This is a genomic window from Bordetella muralis (genome assembly GCF_054781015.1).
In genome coordinates this window covers 434,621-452,073 of sequence record NZ_BAAGVF010000003.1, presented here as the reverse complement: position 1 = coordinate 452,073, position 17,453 = coordinate 434,621, and the positions used below count along the sequence as shown (strand labels likewise).

General features: G+C 59.8%; 18 protein-coding genes. 4 read left to right on the top strand and 14 right to left on the bottom strand.

The genetic code is table 11. From position 1 onward, the window contains the following. Positions 1–41 precede the first annotated feature (41 nt). Positions 42–1,031, bottom strand: a complete 990-nt coding sequence (gene paaA, locus ACYVIT_RS07130; RefSeq protein ID WP_415806407.1) for a 1,2-phenylacetyl-CoA epoxidase subunit PaaA — start codon at positions 1,029–1,031, stop codon at positions 42–44. A 169-nt stretch (positions 1,032–1,200) separates the two neighbouring features. Between paaA and paaX the strand changes: the two genes are divergently transcribed. Then, entirely contained in the window at positions 1,201–2,133 is a 933-nt protein-coding gene (paaX, locus tag ACYVIT_RS07125) for a phenylacetic acid degradation operon negative regulatory protein PaaX (RefSeq protein WP_415806406.1), read from the top strand. A gap of 212 nt (positions 2,134–2,345) precedes the next feature. Here paaX and orn read toward each other — a convergent pair whose 3' ends face one another. After that, positions 2,346–2,891 carry an oligoribonuclease gene (orn, locus tag ACYVIT_RS07120; RefSeq protein ID WP_415806405.1) on the bottom strand — a complete coding sequence of 182 codons (546 nt, stop codon included), beginning with the start codon at positions 2,889–2,891 and terminating at the stop codon, positions 2,346–2,348. 49 nt (positions 2,892–2,940) lie between these two features. Between orn and ACYVIT_RS07115 the strand changes: the two genes are divergently transcribed. Then, the gene (locus ACYVIT_RS07115; protein WP_415806404.1) at positions 2,941–4,200 is read left to right on the top strand and encodes a M48 family metallopeptidase; all 1,260 of its coding nucleotides are present in this window, start codon (positions 2,941–2,943) and stop codon (positions 4,198–4,200) included. Continuing rightward, a complete protein-coding gene (gene rsgA / locus ACYVIT_RS07110) occupies positions 4,197–5,108 on the top strand; it encodes a ribosome small subunit-dependent GTPase A (RefSeq protein WP_415806403.1) in 912 nt (303 codons plus the stop codon). The genes ACYVIT_RS07115 and rsgA overlap by 4 nt, the downstream gene beginning before the upstream one ends. Positions 5,109–5,134: 26 nt before the next feature. Here rsgA and ACYVIT_RS07105 read toward each other — a convergent pair whose 3' ends face one another. Further along, complete coding sequence (locus ACYVIT_RS07105) at positions 5,135–5,884, bottom strand: CoA pyrophosphatase (RefSeq protein ID WP_415806402.1); 750 nt, start codon at positions 5,882–5,884, stop codon at positions 5,135–5,137. 106 nt (positions 5,885–5,990) lie between these two features. Next, positions 5,991–6,371 carry a 50S ribosomal protein L19 gene (gene rplS / locus ACYVIT_RS07100; protein ID WP_415806401.1) on the bottom strand — a complete coding sequence of 127 codons (381 nt, stop codon included), beginning with the start codon at positions 6,369–6,371 and terminating at the stop codon, positions 5,991–5,993. A gap of 263 nt (positions 6,372–6,634) precedes the next feature. Between rplS and ACYVIT_RS07095 the strand changes: the two genes are divergently transcribed. Then, positions 6,635–7,507 (top strand): EamA family transporter, encoded by an 873-nt coding sequence (locus ACYVIT_RS07095; protein WP_415806400.1) that lies wholly within the window; start codon positions 6,635–6,637, stop codon positions 7,505–7,507. A gap of 99 nt (positions 7,508–7,606) precedes the next feature. Here ACYVIT_RS07095 and ACYVIT_RS07090 read toward each other — a convergent pair whose 3' ends face one another. The 10 genes from ACYVIT_RS07090 to ACYVIT_RS07045 all read right to left on the bottom strand — a co-directional run bounded on the left by ACYVIT_RS07090 (position 7,607) and on the right by ACYVIT_RS07045 (position 17,447). Continuing rightward, positions 7,607–8,095: a hypothetical protein gene (locus ACYVIT_RS07090; RefSeq protein ID WP_415806399.1), complete on the bottom strand. Its 489-nt coding sequence runs from the start codon at positions 8,093–8,095 to the stop codon at positions 7,607–7,609. 12 nt (positions 8,096–8,107) lie between these two features. After that, entirely contained in the window at positions 8,108–9,367 is a 1,260-nt protein-coding gene (locus ACYVIT_RS07085; protein WP_415806398.1) for a PA0069 family radical SAM protein, read from the bottom strand. Between the two features lie 314 nt (positions 9,368–9,681). Beyond that, positions 9,682–10,983, bottom strand: a complete 1,302-nt coding sequence (locus ACYVIT_RS07080; protein WP_415806397.1) for a sulfate adenylyltransferase subunit 1 — start codon at positions 10,981–10,983, stop codon at positions 9,682–9,684. A gap of 20 nt (positions 10,984–11,003) precedes the next feature. After that, on the bottom strand, positions 11,004–11,912 hold the full coding sequence (gene cysD / locus ACYVIT_RS07075; RefSeq protein ID WP_415806396.1) for a sulfate adenylyltransferase subunit CysD: 909 nt from the start codon (positions 11,910–11,912) through the stop codon (positions 11,004–11,006). Between the two features lie 10 nt (positions 11,913–11,922). After that, positions 11,923–12,675: a phosphoadenylyl-sulfate reductase gene (locus ACYVIT_RS07070; protein WP_415806395.1), complete on the bottom strand. Its 753-nt coding sequence runs from the start codon at positions 12,673–12,675 to the stop codon at positions 11,923–11,925. Between the two features lie 2 nt (positions 12,676–12,677). After that, complete coding sequence (locus tag ACYVIT_RS07065) at positions 12,678–13,739, bottom strand: sulfate/molybdate ABC transporter ATP-binding protein (protein ID WP_415806394.1); 1,062 nt, start codon at positions 13,737–13,739, stop codon at positions 12,678–12,680. A 13-nt stretch (positions 13,740–13,752) separates the two neighbouring features. Beyond that, on the bottom strand, positions 13,753–14,661 hold the full coding sequence (gene cysW, locus ACYVIT_RS07060) for a sulfate ABC transporter permease subunit CysW (protein ID WP_415806393.1): 909 nt from the start codon (positions 14,659–14,661) through the stop codon (positions 13,753–13,755). Next, a complete protein-coding gene (cysT, locus tag ACYVIT_RS07055; RefSeq protein ID WP_415806392.1) occupies positions 14,658–15,542 on the bottom strand; it encodes a sulfate ABC transporter permease subunit CysT in 885 nt (294 codons plus the stop codon). The genes cysW and cysT overlap by 4 nt, the downstream gene beginning before the upstream one ends. 21 nt (positions 15,543–15,563) lie before the next feature. Continuing rightward, positions 15,564–16,589, bottom strand: coding sequence for a sulfate ABC transporter substrate-binding protein (locus tag ACYVIT_RS07050; protein WP_415806391.1), 1,026 nt, complete (start codon positions 16,587–16,589; stop codon positions 15,564–15,566). A 216-nt stretch (positions 16,590–16,805) separates the two neighbouring features. Then, complete coding sequence (locus ACYVIT_RS07045; RefSeq protein ID WP_415806390.1) at positions 16,806–17,447, bottom strand: peroxiredoxin; 642 nt, start codon at positions 17,445–17,447, stop codon at positions 16,806–16,808. Positions 17,448–17,453 lie beyond the last annotated feature (6 nt).

The window sequence follows — 17,453 nt, the reverse complement described above, 5'->3', positions numbered from 1 at the left end:
TCGGCGACCAAGGTATTCGGGCGGCCTGTCTGTCGCTGCGATCACGCCGCCTTGCGTTGCGCCTGCTTTTCGGCATAGGCCACCAAGCCATCGCGCACCCAGGCGCCCGCTTCGTGGGCCTTTTTGCGAGCCGCCAGGCGTTCGCGGTTGCAAGGGCCATGGCCCTTGATGACCGCGTAAAACTCGGTCCAATCAATTTCGCCAAAATCGTAGTGACCGCGTTCGGCGTTCCATTTCAGATCGGGATCGGGCACCGTCAGGCCCAGATACTCGGCCTGGGGTACAGTCTGATCGACCATTTTCTGACGCAGCTCGTCGTTGGAAAACAGCTTGATCTTCCAGGCCATCGATTGCGCGCTGTTCGGCGAATCCGCATCGGACGGACCAAACATCATCAACGCCGGCCACCACCAGCGATTCAACGCGTCCTGGCACATGGCCTTTTGTTCGGGCGTACCGTGCAGGCACATTTGAATCAGCAGGTCATAGCCCTGCCGTTGATGAAACGACTCCTCTTTACAGACGCGCACCATGGCACGCGCGTAAGGGCCATACGAACACCGGCACAACGGAATCTGATTGATGATGGCCGAACCATCCACCAACCAGCCGATCATGCCGATGTCGGCCCAGGACAAGGTGGGGTAATTGAAAATGCTGGAGTACTTGGCGCGCCCCGTCAGCAGATCGTCGACCAGCTCATCGCGCGACACACCCAGCGTCTCGGCAGCGCTATACAGATACAAGCCATGCCCCGCCTCGTCCTGCACCTTGGCCAACAAAATGGCCTTGCGTTTGAGCGACGGCGCACGCGTGATCCAGTTGCCCTCGGGCAACATGCCGACGATTTCGGAATGCGCGTGCTGTGAAATCTGCCGAATCAGCGTTTTGCGATAGGCCTCGGGCATCCAGTCCTGGGGCTCGATGCGCACGCCCTCATCGACGCGGCGTTGAAAGGCCTGCTCGGGACCGGAAAGTTCATCCACATTGCGGACCTGCTTGACGCCGGTTTCGACTAGCTGTGCATACATGTTCGTCTCCTGTACGGCCGCATGCGCCTGCAGGCGCCCACACCGATCGTTTATCTGACTCAGCTTAAGGACGATTATTTAATACACAAAATCAATTGTCAAAGAAATTCTTGTATCACATTAAAAATGTGTATCATGTTCAGCATTCTGATATCCGGCCTGGATTTCGATGGCAAACACCCCTTCTTCCCTAGGCAGCTACGTGGCCCGGTTGCTCAAAGACGACCCGCCGCGCGCGAAATCGCTATGCGTGAGCTTGCTGGGCGATGCGTTGGCATGCCACGGCGGCGCCATCTGGCTGGGGGGCATCATCGAGCTGCTCGAACCCTTGGGCATCAACGAGCGTTTGCTGCGCACCAGCGTATTCCGCTTGGTTGCCCAAGGCTGGCTGCAGGCCGAGCGCCATGGACGGCGCAGCCTGTATCAGCTATCCGAACTCGGCCGCCGCCGTACCGCACACGCCTCGCAACGCATCTACGACGGCCCGTCCGCCCAATGGAATGGCGACTGGACCCTTGTCGCCCTGCCCCGCCTGGGCAACAACGCGCTGTCCGAGCGCGTGGAACTGCGTCGTGAATTAACGTGGGAGGGCTTTGCCTTGATTGCGCCAGGGCTGTTCGCCCACCCGCAGGCGGACGCGAATACGGCGCATGAAATCCTGGAAAAACTCGGCATTCCCGACAAGGCGCTCGTTCTGGCCGGGCGCGATCTCGCCGGCGCGGGCGGACTGCCCATCGCCAGTCTGGCCCCGCAATGCTGGAATCTGGACGCACTGGCCGACCAATACCGTCATTTTTCCAGTCAGTTGGGGCCGCTGGACAAACTGTTGGACGCGCCCGCCGAGCCCGTCGACGCCTTTGCCGCGCGGATGCTGCTGCTGCATACGTGGCGGCGCATTGTCCTGCACGACCCGCAACTGCCGGTGCCCATGTTGCCCGAGCAATGGCCTGGTCACGCCGCACGGGAACTATGCGGCAGGATCTACTGGAAATTGTTCGATGCTTCGGAGCAGTATCTCGATGCTGTCGCGGGCAAGGATAACGAGCGGTATACGCCGTTGTCGGATGAGGTATATGCGAGGTTTGGGGGACGGCCGGTCTAGGCGAGCGATGGAATCATCCGTCATGTGAAGACAGCGCGAGCCGGCGTTCGCCGTGTAAAAGGGGCGCCGGCCCGTAGAGCGCGGATTCAGTCCGCGCAGCGGACCGAGCCCCCTGCTCATGGGGCGAGTCCGTGCGATAGGGCCGGCGCCCCTTTTACACGGCGAACGCCGGCGCCTAAAAAACCATAGCGGCGGCCAACATCATCGCCCTCTTATACTTTCAGGAAATGCTCGCGGTAATACTTCAGCTCGTCGATGGACTCGTAAATGTCCGCCAGCGCCTCGTGCTTGCTTTTCTTTTCAAAGCCCTTGTACACCGCAGGCACCCACCGGCGAGCCAGCTCTTTCAAGGTGCTGACATCCAGATTGCGGTAGTGGAAAAAACGCTCCAGGTTGGGCATGTAGGCGTACATGAAGCGGCGATCCTGGCTGATGGTGTTGCCGCACAGCGGTGATTTGCCGGCAGGCACATGCTGAGACAGGAAATCCAGCAGCGTTTGCTCGGCTTGGACCTCGCTCAGGGTGGACGCCTTGACCTTGTCGATCAGACCGCTTTTGCCGTGCGTGGACTTGTTCCAGTTGTCCATGGCATCCAGCAGGCTGTCGGGCTGATGCACGACCAGCACGGGGCCTTCGGCCACAATGGTCAGGTCCGGTTCGGTGACCACCACGGCCACTTCGATGATGCGCTCTTTGCTAGGGTCGAGCCCGGTCATCTCCATATCGAGCCAGACCAGGCGATTTTCGTTCGCAGCCATATAATTTGCCTATAAAACACCACATTTTCTCATACGCAACGCCAACTCCGTGCCACTGACCACTTTAACCCTGCTGTTTGTCGCCTTTCTGGTTGCCGATCTCTGTGTGCGCCAATGGCTGGCCATGCGCCAGATCCGCCATGTCGCCAGCCACCGAGACCAGGTTCCACCTGAGTTTTCACCGCGTATCGGCCTGGCTAGCCACCAGCGTGCCGCGGACTACACGGCGGCGCGCGTGCGGCTGGGGATGCTGGAACGAGTGTACGACGCGGGCATTCTGGTAGCCCTGACCTTGCTGGGCGGCCTGCAGGCCATCGATCTGGCAGTGGCACAGCTCACCTCGAATGACCTGCTGCGTCAGCTGCTGTTGGTAGGCAGCATCGCGCTGCTGCTGGGGGTGCTGGGTCTGCCTTTTACCTTGTGGCGCCAATTCAAACTCGAGGCCCGTTTTGGCTTTAACCGCATGACTCCAGGGCTGTTTGCCTCTGACTTGGTCAAAGGGATACTGCTGTCGCTGATTCTGGGCGCTCCCTTGGCAGCCGCCATTTTCTGGTTGATGGCGAGTGCCGGCAGCTTATGGTGGCTATGGGCCTGGGGCCTATGGACGGCGTTCAACCTGTTGTTGCTGTTCATTTTTCCGACCTTCATCGCGCCGCTGTTCAACAAATTCACGCCGCTATCCGATCCCGATCTGGCGAGCCGGATCAAACAGCTCGCACAGCGCTGCGGTTTTGCGCTCAATGGCCTGTTCGTCATGGACGGCTCGCGCCGCTCGGCGCATGGCAACGCGTATTTCACCGGCTTTGGCAAATCGCGCCGCATTGTATTTTTCGACACGCTGCTGGCGCGCCTGAATGCGGACGAGATCGAAGCTGTGCTGGCGCATGAACTGGGACATTTTGCCAAACGCCACATCGTCAAACGTATCGTGCTGAGCCTGGCCGCTGCCCTGCTGTTTTTTGCGGTGCTGGGCTGGTTGGCGCAACAACCCTGGTTCTACGAAGGCCTGGGCGTATTGCCACGCCTGAATGGCCGCAATGATGCGATGGCGCTACTGCTGTTTTTCCTGGTGATACCCGTGTTTACCTTTATGTTGACCCCGATCGCCAGCTGGTACTCTCGCCGTGACGAGTTCGAGGCCGACCGTTATGCGGCCAGCCAAAGCTCGCCCGAACAGCTCGTCTCGGCGCTCGTCAAACTGTACGATGACAACGCCGCCACTCTGACCCCCGACCCCGTGCACTCAGCCTTTTACGATGGTCATCCTCCCGCCGCCGTGCGTATCCGCCACCTGACGCAGCACGCATGAGCGCCAGCAGCCAGCCATTAGAGGGCCGTATTATTGCGGCACACGGCCGCCACTATGTGGTGGAATTCCCCGACGGATCTCAACGTCATTGCTTCCCTCGCGGGAAAAAAGCGGGCGCTGCCGTGGGCGATCGGGTACGCGTCGCCCCTCAAGGGCGTGACGAAGGTGCCATCGATGCGGTTTTGCCGCGCAGCAATCTGCTATTCCGCTCGGACGAAATGCGTTCCAAGCAGTTTGCGGCAAATGTCGACCAATTGCTGATCGTGGTCGCAGTCGAACCGACCTTTTCGGACGATCTGGCGGGACGCGCCTTGGCAGGCGCCTGGAGCGCCGGGATCGAGCCGCTGATCATTCTGAACAAAGTCGATCTGGAAACCGGTGTCGCCGCGGCCCGCGCACGGCTGGCATCCGTGCGTGCCTTAGGGGTTCCCATCATCGAACTCAGTGCTCACGATCGGCCCTCAGTACATGCCGCGCTGGCGGATAAGCTGGCCGGCAAAACCACGCTGCTGCTGGGCCAAAGCGGCATGGGCAAATCGACGCTGCTCAATGCACTGGTGCCCGATGCCGACGCGGCGACGCGAGAACATTCGTCGGCGTTGGACATGGGCCGGCATACAACCACCAGTACGCGCTTGTATCACTTGCCTGCGCCGGGCGGCGATCTGATTGATTCCCCGGGATTTCAAGCGTTCGGCCTACAACATCTGTCGGGCGACGATATCCTGCGAGGCTTCCCGGAATTCACCGCGCATATTGAACGCTGCCGTTTTTATAACTGCACGCACCGGCACGAGCCGGGTTGCGGCGTCGTGGCAGCGCTACAGGCCGGGGAGATCGATGCGGGGCGTTACGCGCTGTATCGGCGCATTCTCGAAGAAAGCGAGGCCGCGCAGCAACGCTACTGACCTGGTTGGAAAGGCAGCTGGTACAGTCACCGCCCGAACGAAGCGCCACCTATGTCAGCCGTCAAACCATGACGCAGCATGTGATACAGGTTGCGCAACATGCCCGCGGTGGCCCCCCAAATAAAGTATTGATGCCAAGGCATGGCGTAATACAGCCTTTCACGCCCGTCGGGCAATGGCCCGCGGTAGAGTCGGTGATTCGCAGGATCCGTCAAAAAAGTCAGAGGCACCTCGAATATCTCGGCGACTTCGAAGACATCGGGCTTCAGCGTAAAACCCGGGCGCACCAGCGACAACACCGGCGTGATGGAAAACCCCGTCGACGTCAAATAAGCGGGCATCGAACCCAGCACGTCGACATACTCGGCAGACAGACCGGTTTCTTCTTCGGCCTCGCGTAGTGCCGTTGCAATGGGCGAGGCATCCGAGGTTTCCACGCGCCCTCCCGGAAAACTGATCTGGCCGGCGTGATCGTACAGGTGTGCCGTGCGCTGCGTCAGCATGATGCTCACCCCCTCGGGATGAACGACCATGGGGATCAAGACTGCTGCCAGTACAGGAGCGCCCTCGCGTCCGGGATGGCGGTATTCGGTCGAACCTAGCGGGTCCTGGGGCCACGGTCCTGCGTGGCTCAGCACTCCACGCAGTCGCTGGGGAACCAGCAAATCTGGCGCGATCGCCGTCAGCCCCGCATCAGCGGGCTGCCAAGGTTGAGCGGCGGGATCGAATTGCACGGCGGCGGGAGGCCGGCGAGGACGGGACGAAGGGTCGGGCATACCTGCAGCAAACGTTAAAAAAGGCACCTTGATAGGTGCCTTTTTAACCCGGATCGCCGGGAAGCGCGGTGTGATCCTGCCTGAGCGGGCATCACACCGAGACCAATCAAGCCGATTTGGCTTGCTTGATGACCAGCTTTTCTTTGATACGAGCCGACTTGCCCGAGCGGCTGCGCAGGTAGTACAGCTTGGCACGACGCACATCACCACGGCGCTTGACTTCGATGCCGGCGATTTGCGGGGAATACAGTTGGAACGTACGCTCGACGGCTTCGCCCGACGAGATCTTGCGCACGATGAAGGACGAATTCAGGCCGCGGTTGCGCTTGGCAATCACGACGCCTTCGTAGGCCTGCACACGCTTGCGGGTGCCTTCAACGACGTTGACGCTGACCACTACGGTATCGCCAGGGGCGAATTCGGGCATGGTCTTGTCGCCGGTCAGGCGCTTGATTTCTTCCTGTTCCAGGATAGCGATGAGGTTCATGAGAACTCCGAGATCATCGTGCCTTGCGCTGTTTTTGCGTGGGGCGCCGGCCAGGGCCGGGACCTTTGCTGTACGCAAGCAGAGGATGAGGTTTGTGGTAAACCGAGCATTCTACATCAAATCAAGACTTTACGTACATACCACCTGCACGCGCGCAGAAATCCCAGGCCTTGTGCAACACCGTCCCCTTTTTGGGCGGTTTTAGCAGTACCCTTGCAGATCGAAATGTCATATTTCTGTCATATACCGCAACTGCAGCACCCATGTCTTACTCGTCCCTGATATTGGTTGTCTTGGCGGCCATGGCCCACGCCTCGTGGAATTTGTTGGCCAAACGAGCCGCCATGGTGGGTCCGGTCTTTGTCTTTGCCTATGGGCTGTGCGCTACGCTGTTATATGCGCCCTGGGTGATATGGATCCTGCTGCACGAAGGGATGGTCTGGAGCTGGCCCGTCATTGTGTGCATCCTGGCATCCAGCGCCCTGCACCTGGGTTATAGCCTGTGTCTGCAACGCGGTTATCAGGTCGCGGATCTGTCGGTGGTGTATCCCATCGCCCGCGGTACTGGCCCCCTGCTGTCTACCGCAGGCGCATTTTTACTATTGGGCGAGCCCGCAACGACCACCGGGATCATCGGCATGCTGTGCGTCGTCGGCGGCGTGCTGCTGATTGCCACACAGGGCAGGCTGTCGTTATTCCGCCAGCCCCAGGCATGGCTCGGCGTGCGCTGGGGCATTGTGATTGGCCTGTTCATCGCGACATACACCGTGGTAGACGCCTACGGCGTCAAGGTGCTGCTGATCATGCCGGTGCTCTTTGACTGGTTCACCTGTGCTACACGTACCGTCATGATGGCGCCGCACGTCATGAAGCGCCGCGCGGAAAATTGGCAAGCCATGCGGGAATACTGGCGCCTCGCCTGGGCCGTCGGCCTGTTGTCGCCGCTGGGCTATATCCTGGTGCTCTATGCGCTGCGCAACGGCGCACCGTTGAGCCTGGTCGCCCCCGCCCGCGAAATGTCGATGATGCTGGGCACCCTCGCCGGCATGTTTCTCCTGCGAGAAAAGGTCGGCGTCGGACGGCTACTGGGATGCCTGGCCATTCTGGCCGGGGTGATCCTGCTCGGGTCCAGCTAAACGGGCTCTCGGACGGTCGCTACGGCACAGCGTGATTTGGCCGTATGCAGGCGAACACTGCTACTGTGCAACGAGGCCTCTAACCACGGAAAAGCAGGCTTAAAACCCCGCTGCCGCCCCGAGCCACATCAACCCGGGAATCAACGCCCCCCACATCGCGACCAGCAAGACATCACCCACCATTTGGCGCACGGTCACGCCCTGGCTCAGTGCTCGGCTGGCCGTCCCCATGGACTGGCTGTGCGCGGCCATCGTATCCATTGACAGTGCGGCGGCAGACACATGCGTCTGAGCAGCACCGACGATCGGCTGGGAAATCCGGGCCGCGGGCGTCGGTTGAACAACCGGCTGAACCTCAATGGCCGGCGCCTCTACTGGCTGGACAACGGTGGCAGTGCCGATGACATCCGACTGCGCAGCCGGCGCCAAGGCGCGATGACGCCCCTGGGACAAGCCAGAAGAAAAAGGCCATTTGGCAGGCTGACGCAACACACCGACTGCGGCTCGCGCCAGCATGCGTGGTACCCAGGTCGGCAGCCGGGAAGGCAAGGAAACAACGGTATCGGAAGCAAGCGTGGCAGTGGACATGAAAGGCTCCGGTTAGAACAGCGCTAACTGCGGTGAAGACGAAAGCGGCGACGAGGATTTCGATTGCCGGGATGAGCTCTGCCCTGCCGCCGAGGCAGCCGAGACAGAGGACGCCGGGCTCGCTGCCCTGGGCGCTTGGAACAAATGCGTGACCAACTGGGAGCGAGTGGTATTCAGGCCCAGTTTGCGTACGGCCAGGTTGAAACGCTGACGCAGCAAATTGGCCCACAGGCCCGTGCCCCGCATCCGCGTGCCAAATTGAGGGTCGTTGCGCCGGCCATTGCGCATATCCTCGATACGGTGCAGCACGCGCTGCGCGCGATCGGGGAAATGGGCCTCCAGCCATTCCTGGAAAACAGCTTTGACCTCCCAGGGCAGGCGCAGCACGGTATAGCTGGCGTAGCAGGCACCTGCCTGGCGTGCGTCCTGCAGGATGCGTTCGAGAGATTCGTCGTTAATGAATGGAATGATGGGTGCCACCAGCACGCCCACGGGCACTCCGGCATTCGTCAGCGTGCGAATGGCCTGAATGCGCCGCCAGGGGGCAGATGCGCGCGGCTCGAGCGTGCGCGCCATCTCGGTATCCAGTGTCGTCACGCTGATGTACACCGTGATCAAGCGCTGCTCTGCCAGAGGCTGCAACAGGTCGAGATCGCGCTCGATCAGCGCGTTTTTGGTGACGATCGTGGCGGGATGCCGTGTTTGCAGCAAGAGCTCAAGCACGCCGCGGGTCAGCTGCCATTCGCGCTCGATGGGCTGATACACATCCGTCGCCGAGCCAATATTGATCGGCGAAACGCGATACCCCGGACGCGCCAGCTCGGCTCGCAACACATCGACGGCATTGGCCTTGGCGATCAGGCGAGTCTCGAAATCCAGCCCGGGGGAATACCCCAGGTAGGCGTGAGTCGGCCGGGCGTAACAATAGACGCAGCCATGCTCGCACCCACGATAGGGGTTCACGGCGACGTCAAAGGGAATATCGGGAGAATCGTTACGTGAGAGGAGCTTGCGCGCCTGCTCGGACGTTACAGTGGTCTTCAGGGTCGATTCGGGAACGATGGGAATGTAACCGCCGGCAATGTCGGCGTCGGAAACATCGTCCTGGGAAGCCGCCACCTGCCCGCTGGACCAACCGTCGTCGGCAGGCTCACGCTCGGTCTGTTCGAATCGATGCCGAACATTAGTAACCGCTCCCCGGCCGCGCAAGGCGGCGGGGGCGGTAGCCGGGGACCCAGAACCGGCGGAAAAAGCGTGCTTGGTGCGTTCCATGAAAGTACTGTACAAAAAACCAGTACTTTCAGCAAGCCCCAAATGCCCTAATCGGGCGAAATCTCACTTTACCCCAAGACGCGCTCGCCGTCTGAACAATCGATTTCACACTTTGGAAATCGGCTGGAAACCCGCATGGATATTGGATTTAGCCTAAAAACAACAGGCCGCCGCCCCTACGGACGGCGGCCAATGAGGCCCGTTTTGGTCTCGACATGAATCACCGCCTGGGAATTCAGACAGCACAGCAAGTTCGGAGCAAACTGATGAGCAGTACGTGCTGAATTCTGACGCACTCGGACACGCGCGAGCGCCTAACGCAGCATGCCTGCAGCCGCGGTTTGATGCGTGGCCTCGTCGATCAAAATGAACGCTCCCGTTGCCGGCGCATCGATATAACTGTCAACCGCCAAGGCTTCACGTGTCGCGAACGATACGCGGCCAATCTCATTCATATTCAAGGTGCCGCTGTGGTTTTCGACCTCCTGCAACTCGTGAATATCACGATGCGTCAACACGCTGCGGATCTTCGCCGACGTCAGACGCGTGCCATGCTTGAGCAAGTACTTGCGAGCCGGATTCAAGGCTTGCGTATCCAACCAGCACAGCTCTGCCTCGAACTCACGTCCCACGCGCGCGGGAGCGGCAGCATGCGACAACACATCGCCACGCGACACATCCACATCGCGGTCCAACACGATAGTGATGGAATCACCAGCAACCGCGAGGTCTACAGCGCGATCGAATGCCAGAACCTCTTTCACGCGTGCGGCAACACCGGAGGGCTGAATCACGACGTCATCACCGGGACGTAATTCGCCGCTCGCAATCCGGCCCGCATAACCACGGAAATCCTCCGCGCTGTCACCTCCGTGACGCGACACCCATTGCACGGGGAATCGCAGCGGGCGTACGGCGGCTTCGCTATCGGTGCCGCCTAATTGTTCCAGCAGGCTCAGCAGCGGTGGGCCGTCATACCACGGCGTTTTGTCCGAACGGTTGACAACGTTGTCGCCTTCGAGCGCCGACAACGGCAGCACGTGATGGTGCGCGATATTCAAACGGCGCGCGAGCTCTGCATACGCATCACGGATGCGTTCGAATACGGCTTGATCCCAGTCAACCAGATCCATCTTGTTGACCGCCACCACGATATGGCGAATGCCGAGCAAGTGAGCGATGGTGCTATGGCGTTTGGTTTGCGTCAGCAGTTGGCCATCGGCAGCCCGCGTCGCATCGATCAGGATAATCGCGGCATCGGCGGTCGAGGCGCCAGTCACCATATTACGCGTGTACTGCTCGTGCCCCGGCGCATCGGCCACGATGAACTTGCGTAGCGGGGTCGAGAAATAGCGGTAGGCGACATCGATGGTAATCCCCTGCTCACGCTCGGCCTCCAGGCCATCGGTCAGCAATGAGAAATCAATCCCGTCACCCACCACGCGTTTGTATTTGGCGCGGGAGATCGCATCCAGTTGATCGGCAAACACGCCCTTGCTGTCATACAGCAAACGCCCGATCAAGGTCGATTTACCGTCATCAACCGAGCCGGCCGTAATCAGACGCAGAACACCATTGTCGGTATCCGGCAGAAAAGAGTCATTCACAGCATTCATGTCGAAGTCCGGTAATCAGTTCAGAAATAGCCTTCTTTCTTGCGGCGCTCCATCGAGGCCTCGGAAGTCTGGTCATCCATGCGCGTCGCGCCGCGCTCGGTAATATCGGTCACGGCAGTCTCGGCGATGATGGCCAGCGGATCCGTCGCATCCGATGCCACGGGGCACGTGCAAGAGATGTCGCCGACCGTGCGGAATCGCACAGCCAGGTTTTCCACCCGCTCGCCGTCTTGCGGCGGCGTCAACGGTGTTACCGGTACGAGCAGCCCCTTGCGGCGCACAACGTCGCGTTGATGGCTGTAGTAGATCGACGGCAACGCCAACTGCTCGCGCTGGATGTACTGCCACACATCCAATTCGGTCCAATTGGAAATCGGAAACACCCGCATGTTTTCGCCCTTGTGCACGCGGGTGTTAAATAGATTCCACAACTCGGGACGCTGGGCTTTCGGATCCCACTGACCGAACTCGTCGCGGAACGAAAAAATGCGCTCTTTCGCGCGCGCTTTTTCTTCGTCACGACGTGCGCCGCCAATGCACGCATCAAACCCGAATTCTTCGATCGACTCCAGCAGCGTCACCGCCTGCGCCGCGTTGCGTGAATCAGTCTCGCGCCGCAGCACCACACTGCCGCGACGGATGGAATCCTCGACGCTGCGCACAATCAGGGTCTCGCCCAACTCGGCGGCGCGTTGATCGCGAAATGCAATCACTTCATCAAAATTATGCCCCGTGTCGATATGCATCAGCGGAAACGGGAAACGGCCCGGACGGAAGGCTTTTTCCGCGAGTCGCAACAGCACGACTGAATCCTTGCCCCCGGAGAACAGCAACACGGGTTTGGCGCATTCGGCCGCCACTTCGCGCAGGATGTAAATCGCTTCGGATTCCAGCCAATCGAGATGACTGCGATTGAGAACGACAGACATGATTTTCCTTTTATACAGAAGTCGGTTTTTCTGGTGCCGCGACGACCGAGATCACCCGGTTGCCCGCATGAAGGCCGCACTCTTTGGAGTCGGAGGATTCCCACCACCACCGTCCCGCCCGCACATCCTCGCCCGGACGGATGGCGCGCGTGCAAGGTTCACAGCCGATCGAGGGATAGCCTTGGTCATGCAATGGGTTGTAGGGAATGTCCAGAGCGCGAATGACATGCCACACGTCTTCTTCGCTCCAGGCGGCCAGGGGGTTGTATTTGTAGAGACCGAACACAGGGTCGTGCTCGGCCTCCGGCAGCTCGCCGCGCGTGGCGGCCTGGGCACGGCGTTGCCCTGTGATCCAGGCGCCACGGCCCGCCAGCGCGCGCTTTAACGGCTCGACTTTGCGGATCTGGCAACAGGACTTGCGCAAGTCCACGCTTTCATAGAAAGCGTAGGTCCCATGCGTTTTCACATACTGATCCACTGCCTCAGTATCGGGGCGATAGATCGTCAACTCACGGCCGTAACGCTCGCGCACGGCGTCGATCATGCCTAGCGTTTCAGCATGCAGACGGCCAGTGTCCAAGGTAAAAACCTCTAACGGAAAGCCGCCGTCGTAGATAGCGTGTGTCAACAACATGTCCTCGGCAGCGAGCGACGATGCCAGCGCGGCGTCAGGATACTGCTGGGCGATTTCGGCCAGACGCTCTTGCAGTGTGTGCCAACGCACTGCCACGGCCGGATCTAATGCGGAATCAATGACTGTCATAGTTATGCCGCGGCAAAAACCCGAGCACGGCGCGGTCGCGCCAGCAAGCTTTCGCCTTCCTTCAGTTCAAGTTCACGATAGAGTTGCTCCGGCACCTGCGCTTCGATCGTGGCCTGGATGTCCTGACGTTCCAGTTCCAGATAGGCGCTCGGCCCGGCTAAATACACGTGGTTCAGGCGCACGGGAATCCCCTGCCCCAAACCGTTGTCACGCGCCAGATCGATCTCGTGTGGACGCACATAGGCAATTGCCTGCTGCTGATGGGCCTTGGCCAGATCGGGCGCAGGCAGCTCGACGCCATGCGCATGCCAGACGCCATTGGTCGCATGACCGGCCAACTGGTTGACGTCGCCCAAGAACCCGTAGACGAACGGCGTCGCCGGGTGCTCCCAGACCTCGCGCGGTGTACCCACCTGCTCGATACGGCCGGCATTCATCAAGACCACGCGGTCGGCGACTTCCAGGGCCTCTTCCTGGTCGTGCGTGACGAACACGCTTGCCACATGCAGTTCGTCGTGCAGCCGGCGCAACCAGCGGCGCAGCTCCTTGCGCACCTTGGCATCCAAGGCGCCGAACGGCTCGTCCAGCAACAGCACCCGCGGCTCCACCGCCAAAGCGCGAGCCAGCGCAATACGCTGGCGCTGGCCGCCAGATAGCTGCGCCGGATAACGATCGGCCAGCCAATCCAACTGCACGAGGTTCAACAACTCGTGCACCTTCTGACGGATCTGCGTTTCATTGGGACGCTGCGCGCGACGCTTGACCCGCAGACCGAAAGCCACGTTCTCAAACACGGTCATGTGTTTGAAGAGCGCGTAATGCTGGAACACAAAACCGACCTGACGGTGGCGCACGTCCACATCCGTGGCGTCCTCGCCAGCAAACAGGACGCTGCCTGTATCGGCGGTTTCCAAGCCCGCGATAATGCGCAGCAGGGTCGTTTTCCCGCAACCGGACGGACCGAGCAACGCAACCAACTCACCGGTTTCGATATGCAGAGACACATCGTCCAGGGCACGGAAATCACCAAAGCGACGCGAAAGATTTTTGACTTCAATACTCATGCCAGGAACTCCATCATGCCGTTGTCGGCTGAGGCGTCGCAACCGGTGCGGCCACGCGGGCCTCCATCGGTTGATCGACGGTATCGGGCCGTGCGCTGCGCCACTCGACCACGTTTTTGATCACCAGCGTCACCAGGGCCAACAAAGCCAATAGCGACGCCACGGCAAACGAGGCCGCAAACTGATATTCACCGTACAGAATCTCGACATGCAGCGTCAGCGTATTGGTCAGCCCGCGTATATGGCCCGACACCACGGACACCGCTCCGAACTCTCCCATCGCACGGGCGTTACACAGGATCGCACCGTAGAGCAAGCCCCATTTGATATTGGGCAACGTCACACGCCAGAATATCTGCCAGCCGCTGGCGCCCAGCGTCAATGCAGCCTGTTCCTCTTCGCTGCCCTGCGCCTGCATCAGCGGAATCAGCTCGCGAGCAATAAAAGGAAAGGTCACAAACAAGGTCGCCAACACCACGCCAGGCACGGCGTAGACGATCTTCAAGTTGTGATCTTCCAGAAAGGGCCATATCCAGCTTTGCGAACCAAACAACACGACGAACACCAGCCCTGCCACGACCGGCGACACGGAGAACGGCAGGTCGATCAAGGTGATCAGCAATTGTTTGCCGCGGAACTCGAACTTGGCGATCGCCCAGGCCGCAGCCACACCAAAGACCAGATTCACCACCAGCGATATGGCCGCCACCCACAGCGTCAACTGGATTGCGCTCCAGGCATCGGGCTCGGTGATCGCCGCGAGATAAAGCGCCCAGCCTTTCTTGAAGGCTTCGACGAACACGGTGATCAGGGGCAACAGCAGGAACAGCGTCAAAAATGCCAGCGCGACGCCGAGCAGCAGGCCGCGCACCCAACGCGGTTCGGTCAGATGATTGGGACGATCCGTCACGGCAGAACTCATGCAAACCTCCTGCCACGACGGGCTTGCCAACCTTGCAGCAAATTAATAAAGAGCAGCAACACAAATGAGATAGCGAGCATCACCGTGGCAATCGCAGCGGCGCCTACATAGTCGAATTGTTCGAGCTTCGACATGATCAGCAAGGGAGTGATCTCGGTCACCATCGGCCGATTACCCGCAATGAACACGACGGAACCGTATTCGCCGACTGCCCGCGCGAATGCCAAGGCAAAACCGGTCAGCAGCGCCGGCACAATGGTCGGCAGCAACACACGCCGCACCGTTTCCCATCGATTGGCGCCCAGGCTGGCGGCTGCTTCTTCGATCTCGCGTTCAATATCCTCCAGGACAGGCTGCACGGTGCGCACGACAAAAGGAATGCCGATGAACACCAGTGCCACCACAATGCCGATCGGAGAGAACGCCACTTTCAGGCCGAACCAGTTGTCCAGCGGTGCGCCCAGCCAACCTGTTTTGGTATAGAGCGCCGTCAGCGCAATCCCCGCTACAGCCGTGGGCAACGCAAACGGCAGATCCACCATTGCGTCCAAGATTTTTTTGCCGGGAAACTGATAGCGCACCAAGACCCACGCCACCACCATACCGAACACCAGATTCACCAACGCTGCGATGAGCGCAGCACCGAATGTCAGTTGATACGAATACAACGCCTGCGGCGTAGTGACCACGCGCCAAAAACCCTCCCATCCCAGGCTTGCGCTCTTGAGCGGCAAGACCACCAGAGGCAGCAGTACCAACAAGCTCAGGTACACCACCGTAAAACCCATGGAAAGCCCAAAACCCGGCAAGACGCCGGGTCGTTTCCGTTGCCGGCCAACGGGGGCTTTCGCCCCCGCAGCCGTGGTCATGGCTGAAGTCATGATTGCATCCCGCCCTCTGGCCTATTTGCCGTTAGGCAGATAAATCTGGTCAAAGACCCCACCATCGCTGAAATGCGTGGCCTGCGCCTTTTTCCAACCGCCGAAGATGGCATCGTCAATTGTCACCAGCTTCACTTTGGGGAACTGCTTGCCGTACTTCTCGGCCACGCTCTTGTCGGTCGGACGATAGAAATTACGAGCAATGATTTCCTGCGCCTCTGGTGTGTACAGGAACTCCAGATAGGCCTGAGCAGCGGCACGCGTGCCCTTGCGATCGACGTTCTTGTCCACGATGGCGACGGGGGGTTCAGCCAGAATGGACAACGAAGGCACGACGATATCGAACTTGTCCGGGCCCAATTCCTCTTGCGCCAGGAACGCTTCATTTTCCCAGGCCAGCAACACGTCGCCGACACCGCGTTCGACAAAGGTCGTCGTCGCTCCGCGGGCACCGGTATCCAGCACCGGCACATGCTTGAACAAGTCGCTAATGAAAGCCTTGGCCTTGCTTTCGTCGCCACCGTTTTTCTCCAGTGCATAGGCCCAGGCCGCGAGGTAGTTCCAGCGTGCGCCACCCGAGGTCTTCGGATTCGGTGTGATGACTTCAATGCCGTCCTTGACCAGATCATTCCAATCATGGATTTGCTTCGGGTTGCCCTTGCGGACCAGGAAAACGATAGTCGAGGTATAAGGCGAGCTGTTCAAAGGCAAGCGGGTTTGCCAGTCTTTGGGCAACAGGCCCTTGTCGGCAATGGCGTCAATGTCGTACGCCAGCGCCAATGTCACCACATCAGCGTCCAGACCGTCGATGACCGAGCGCGCTTGTTTGCCCGAGCCGCCGTGCGATTGGCGAATGGTCAGGGCCACACCGGCTTTTTCTTGATATTGCTTGGCGAATGCTTCGTCCACGGCACGGTACAGCTCACGCGTGGGATCGTAGGACACGTTCAATAAGGTTTGCTTCTCTTGCGCATGGACCGGCAACCCCACGACGAAGGCCGCAGCCACCGCCGCCAATGCAGCCCAGAATTTTTTCTTGTACAGCATGTTTGCACCCGAATCCGTAGACAGTGGATGCAAGTGTGCAGCGTCGCCGAACTAAACGGAAAGAATCATTTTTTGGTTGCTCATCGCTATTCGAAATAAAGATTGTGCTTCCCTGACGACGACAACAAAAAAAGCGCGCGCTGCCTGACGGCGAGCGCGCGCAAGCGGCACCTGATGCAGACCGGCGCACCTCGCGCCGATCTGCATCCCGGTTATTTACTTATTCGGTTGAGGCGTAATACGCAGGTACGGGCGCACCGCTTTGTAGCCTTTCGGGAATTTCTCTTTGATCACGGCCTCGTCCTTCAGGGAAGGCACGATGATGACGTCATCGCCGTCTTGCCAATTGACTGGCGTCGCCACGCTATGGCTATCGGTCAACTGCAGCGAATCGATCACGCGCAGAATTTCGTTGAAATTACGTCCGGTGCTGGCCGGATAGGTAATGGTCAAACGGATCTTCTTGGCCGGATCAATGATGAACACCGAACGCACGGTTGCCGTGGCGCTGGCATTGGGGTGAATCATGTCATACAGCTCGGCGACTTTGCGATCGTCGTCCGCGATGATGGGGAAATTCACCGTCGTGGATTGCGTCTCGTTGATATCGTTGATCCACTCATTGTGCGAGTCCACGCCGTCAACGGACAAGGCCAGCACCTTCACGTTGCGCTTGGCGAACTCATCGGCCAGCTTGGCCGTGTAACCGAGTTCGGTCGTGCAGACCGGCGTGAAATCAGCCGGGTGCGAAAACAGTACGCCCCAGCTATCCCCCAAATACTCATGAAAACGGATCGGGCCGGTGGACGTGTTTTGCTCGAAATCCGGGGCGGTGTCGCCCAGACGAAGTTGGGTCATGGAAGG

Coding starts and splice junctions, on each gene's coding strand:
- ACYVIT_RS07070 (WP_415806395.1), bottom strand. CDS start 12,675: ATGACAGTCATTGATTCCGCATTAGATCCGGCCGTGGCAGTGCGTTGG.
- cysW (WP_415806393.1), bottom strand. CDS start 14,661: ATGAGTTCTGCCGTGACGGATCGTCCCAATCATCTGACCGAACCGCGT.
- paaX (WP_415806406.1), top strand. CDS start 1,201: ATGGCAAACACCCCTTCTTCCCTAGGCAGCTACGTGGCCCGGTTGCTC.
- rplS (WP_415806401.1), bottom strand. CDS start 6,371: ATGAACCTCATCGCTATCCTGGAACAGGAAGAAATCAAGCGCCTGACC.
- cysT (WP_415806392.1), bottom strand. CDS start 15,542: ATGACTTCAGCCATGACCACGGCTGCGGGGGCGAAAGCCCCCGTTGGC.
- ACYVIT_RS07085 (WP_415806398.1), bottom strand. CDS start 9,367: ATGGAACGCACCAAGCACGCTTTTTCCGCCGGTTCTGGGTCCCCGGCT.
- ACYVIT_RS07045 (WP_415806390.1), bottom strand. CDS start 17,447: ATGACCCAACTTCGTCTGGGCGACACCGCCCCGGATTTCGAGCAAAAC.
- ACYVIT_RS07065 (WP_415806394.1), bottom strand. CDS start 13,739: ATGAGTATTGAAGTCAAAAATCTTTCGCGTCGCTTTGGTGATTTCCGT.
- cysD (WP_415806396.1), bottom strand. CDS start 11,912: ATGTCTGTCGTTCTCAATCGCAGTCATCTCGATTGGCTGGAATCCGAA.
- orn (WP_415806405.1), bottom strand. CDS start 2,891: ATGGCTGCGAACGAAAATCGCCTGGTCTGGCTCGATATGGAGATGACC.
- paaA (WP_415806407.1), bottom strand. CDS start 1,031: ATGTATGCACAGCTAGTCGAAACCGGCGTCAAGCAGGTCCGCAATGTG.
- ACYVIT_RS07095 (WP_415806400.1), top strand. CDS start 6,635: ATGTCTTACTCGTCCCTGATATTGGTTGTCTTGGCGGCCATGGCCCAC.
- ACYVIT_RS07080 (WP_415806397.1), bottom strand. CDS start 10,983: ATGAATGCTGTGAATGACTCTTTTCTGCCGGATACCGACAATGGTGTT.
- ACYVIT_RS07050 (WP_415806391.1), bottom strand. CDS start 16,589: ATGCTGTACAAGAAAAAATTCTGGGCTGCATTGGCGGCGGTGGCTGCG.
- ACYVIT_RS07105 (WP_415806402.1), bottom strand. CDS start 5,884: ATGCCCGACCCTTCGTCCCGTCCTCGCCGGCCTCCCGCCGCCGTGCAA.
- ACYVIT_RS07090 (WP_415806399.1), bottom strand. CDS start 8,095: ATGTCCACTGCCACGCTTGCTTCCGATACCGTTGTTTCCTTGCCTTCC.
- rsgA (WP_415806403.1), top strand. CDS start 4,197: ATGAGCGCCAGCAGCCAGCCATTAGAGGGCCGTATTATTGCGGCACAC.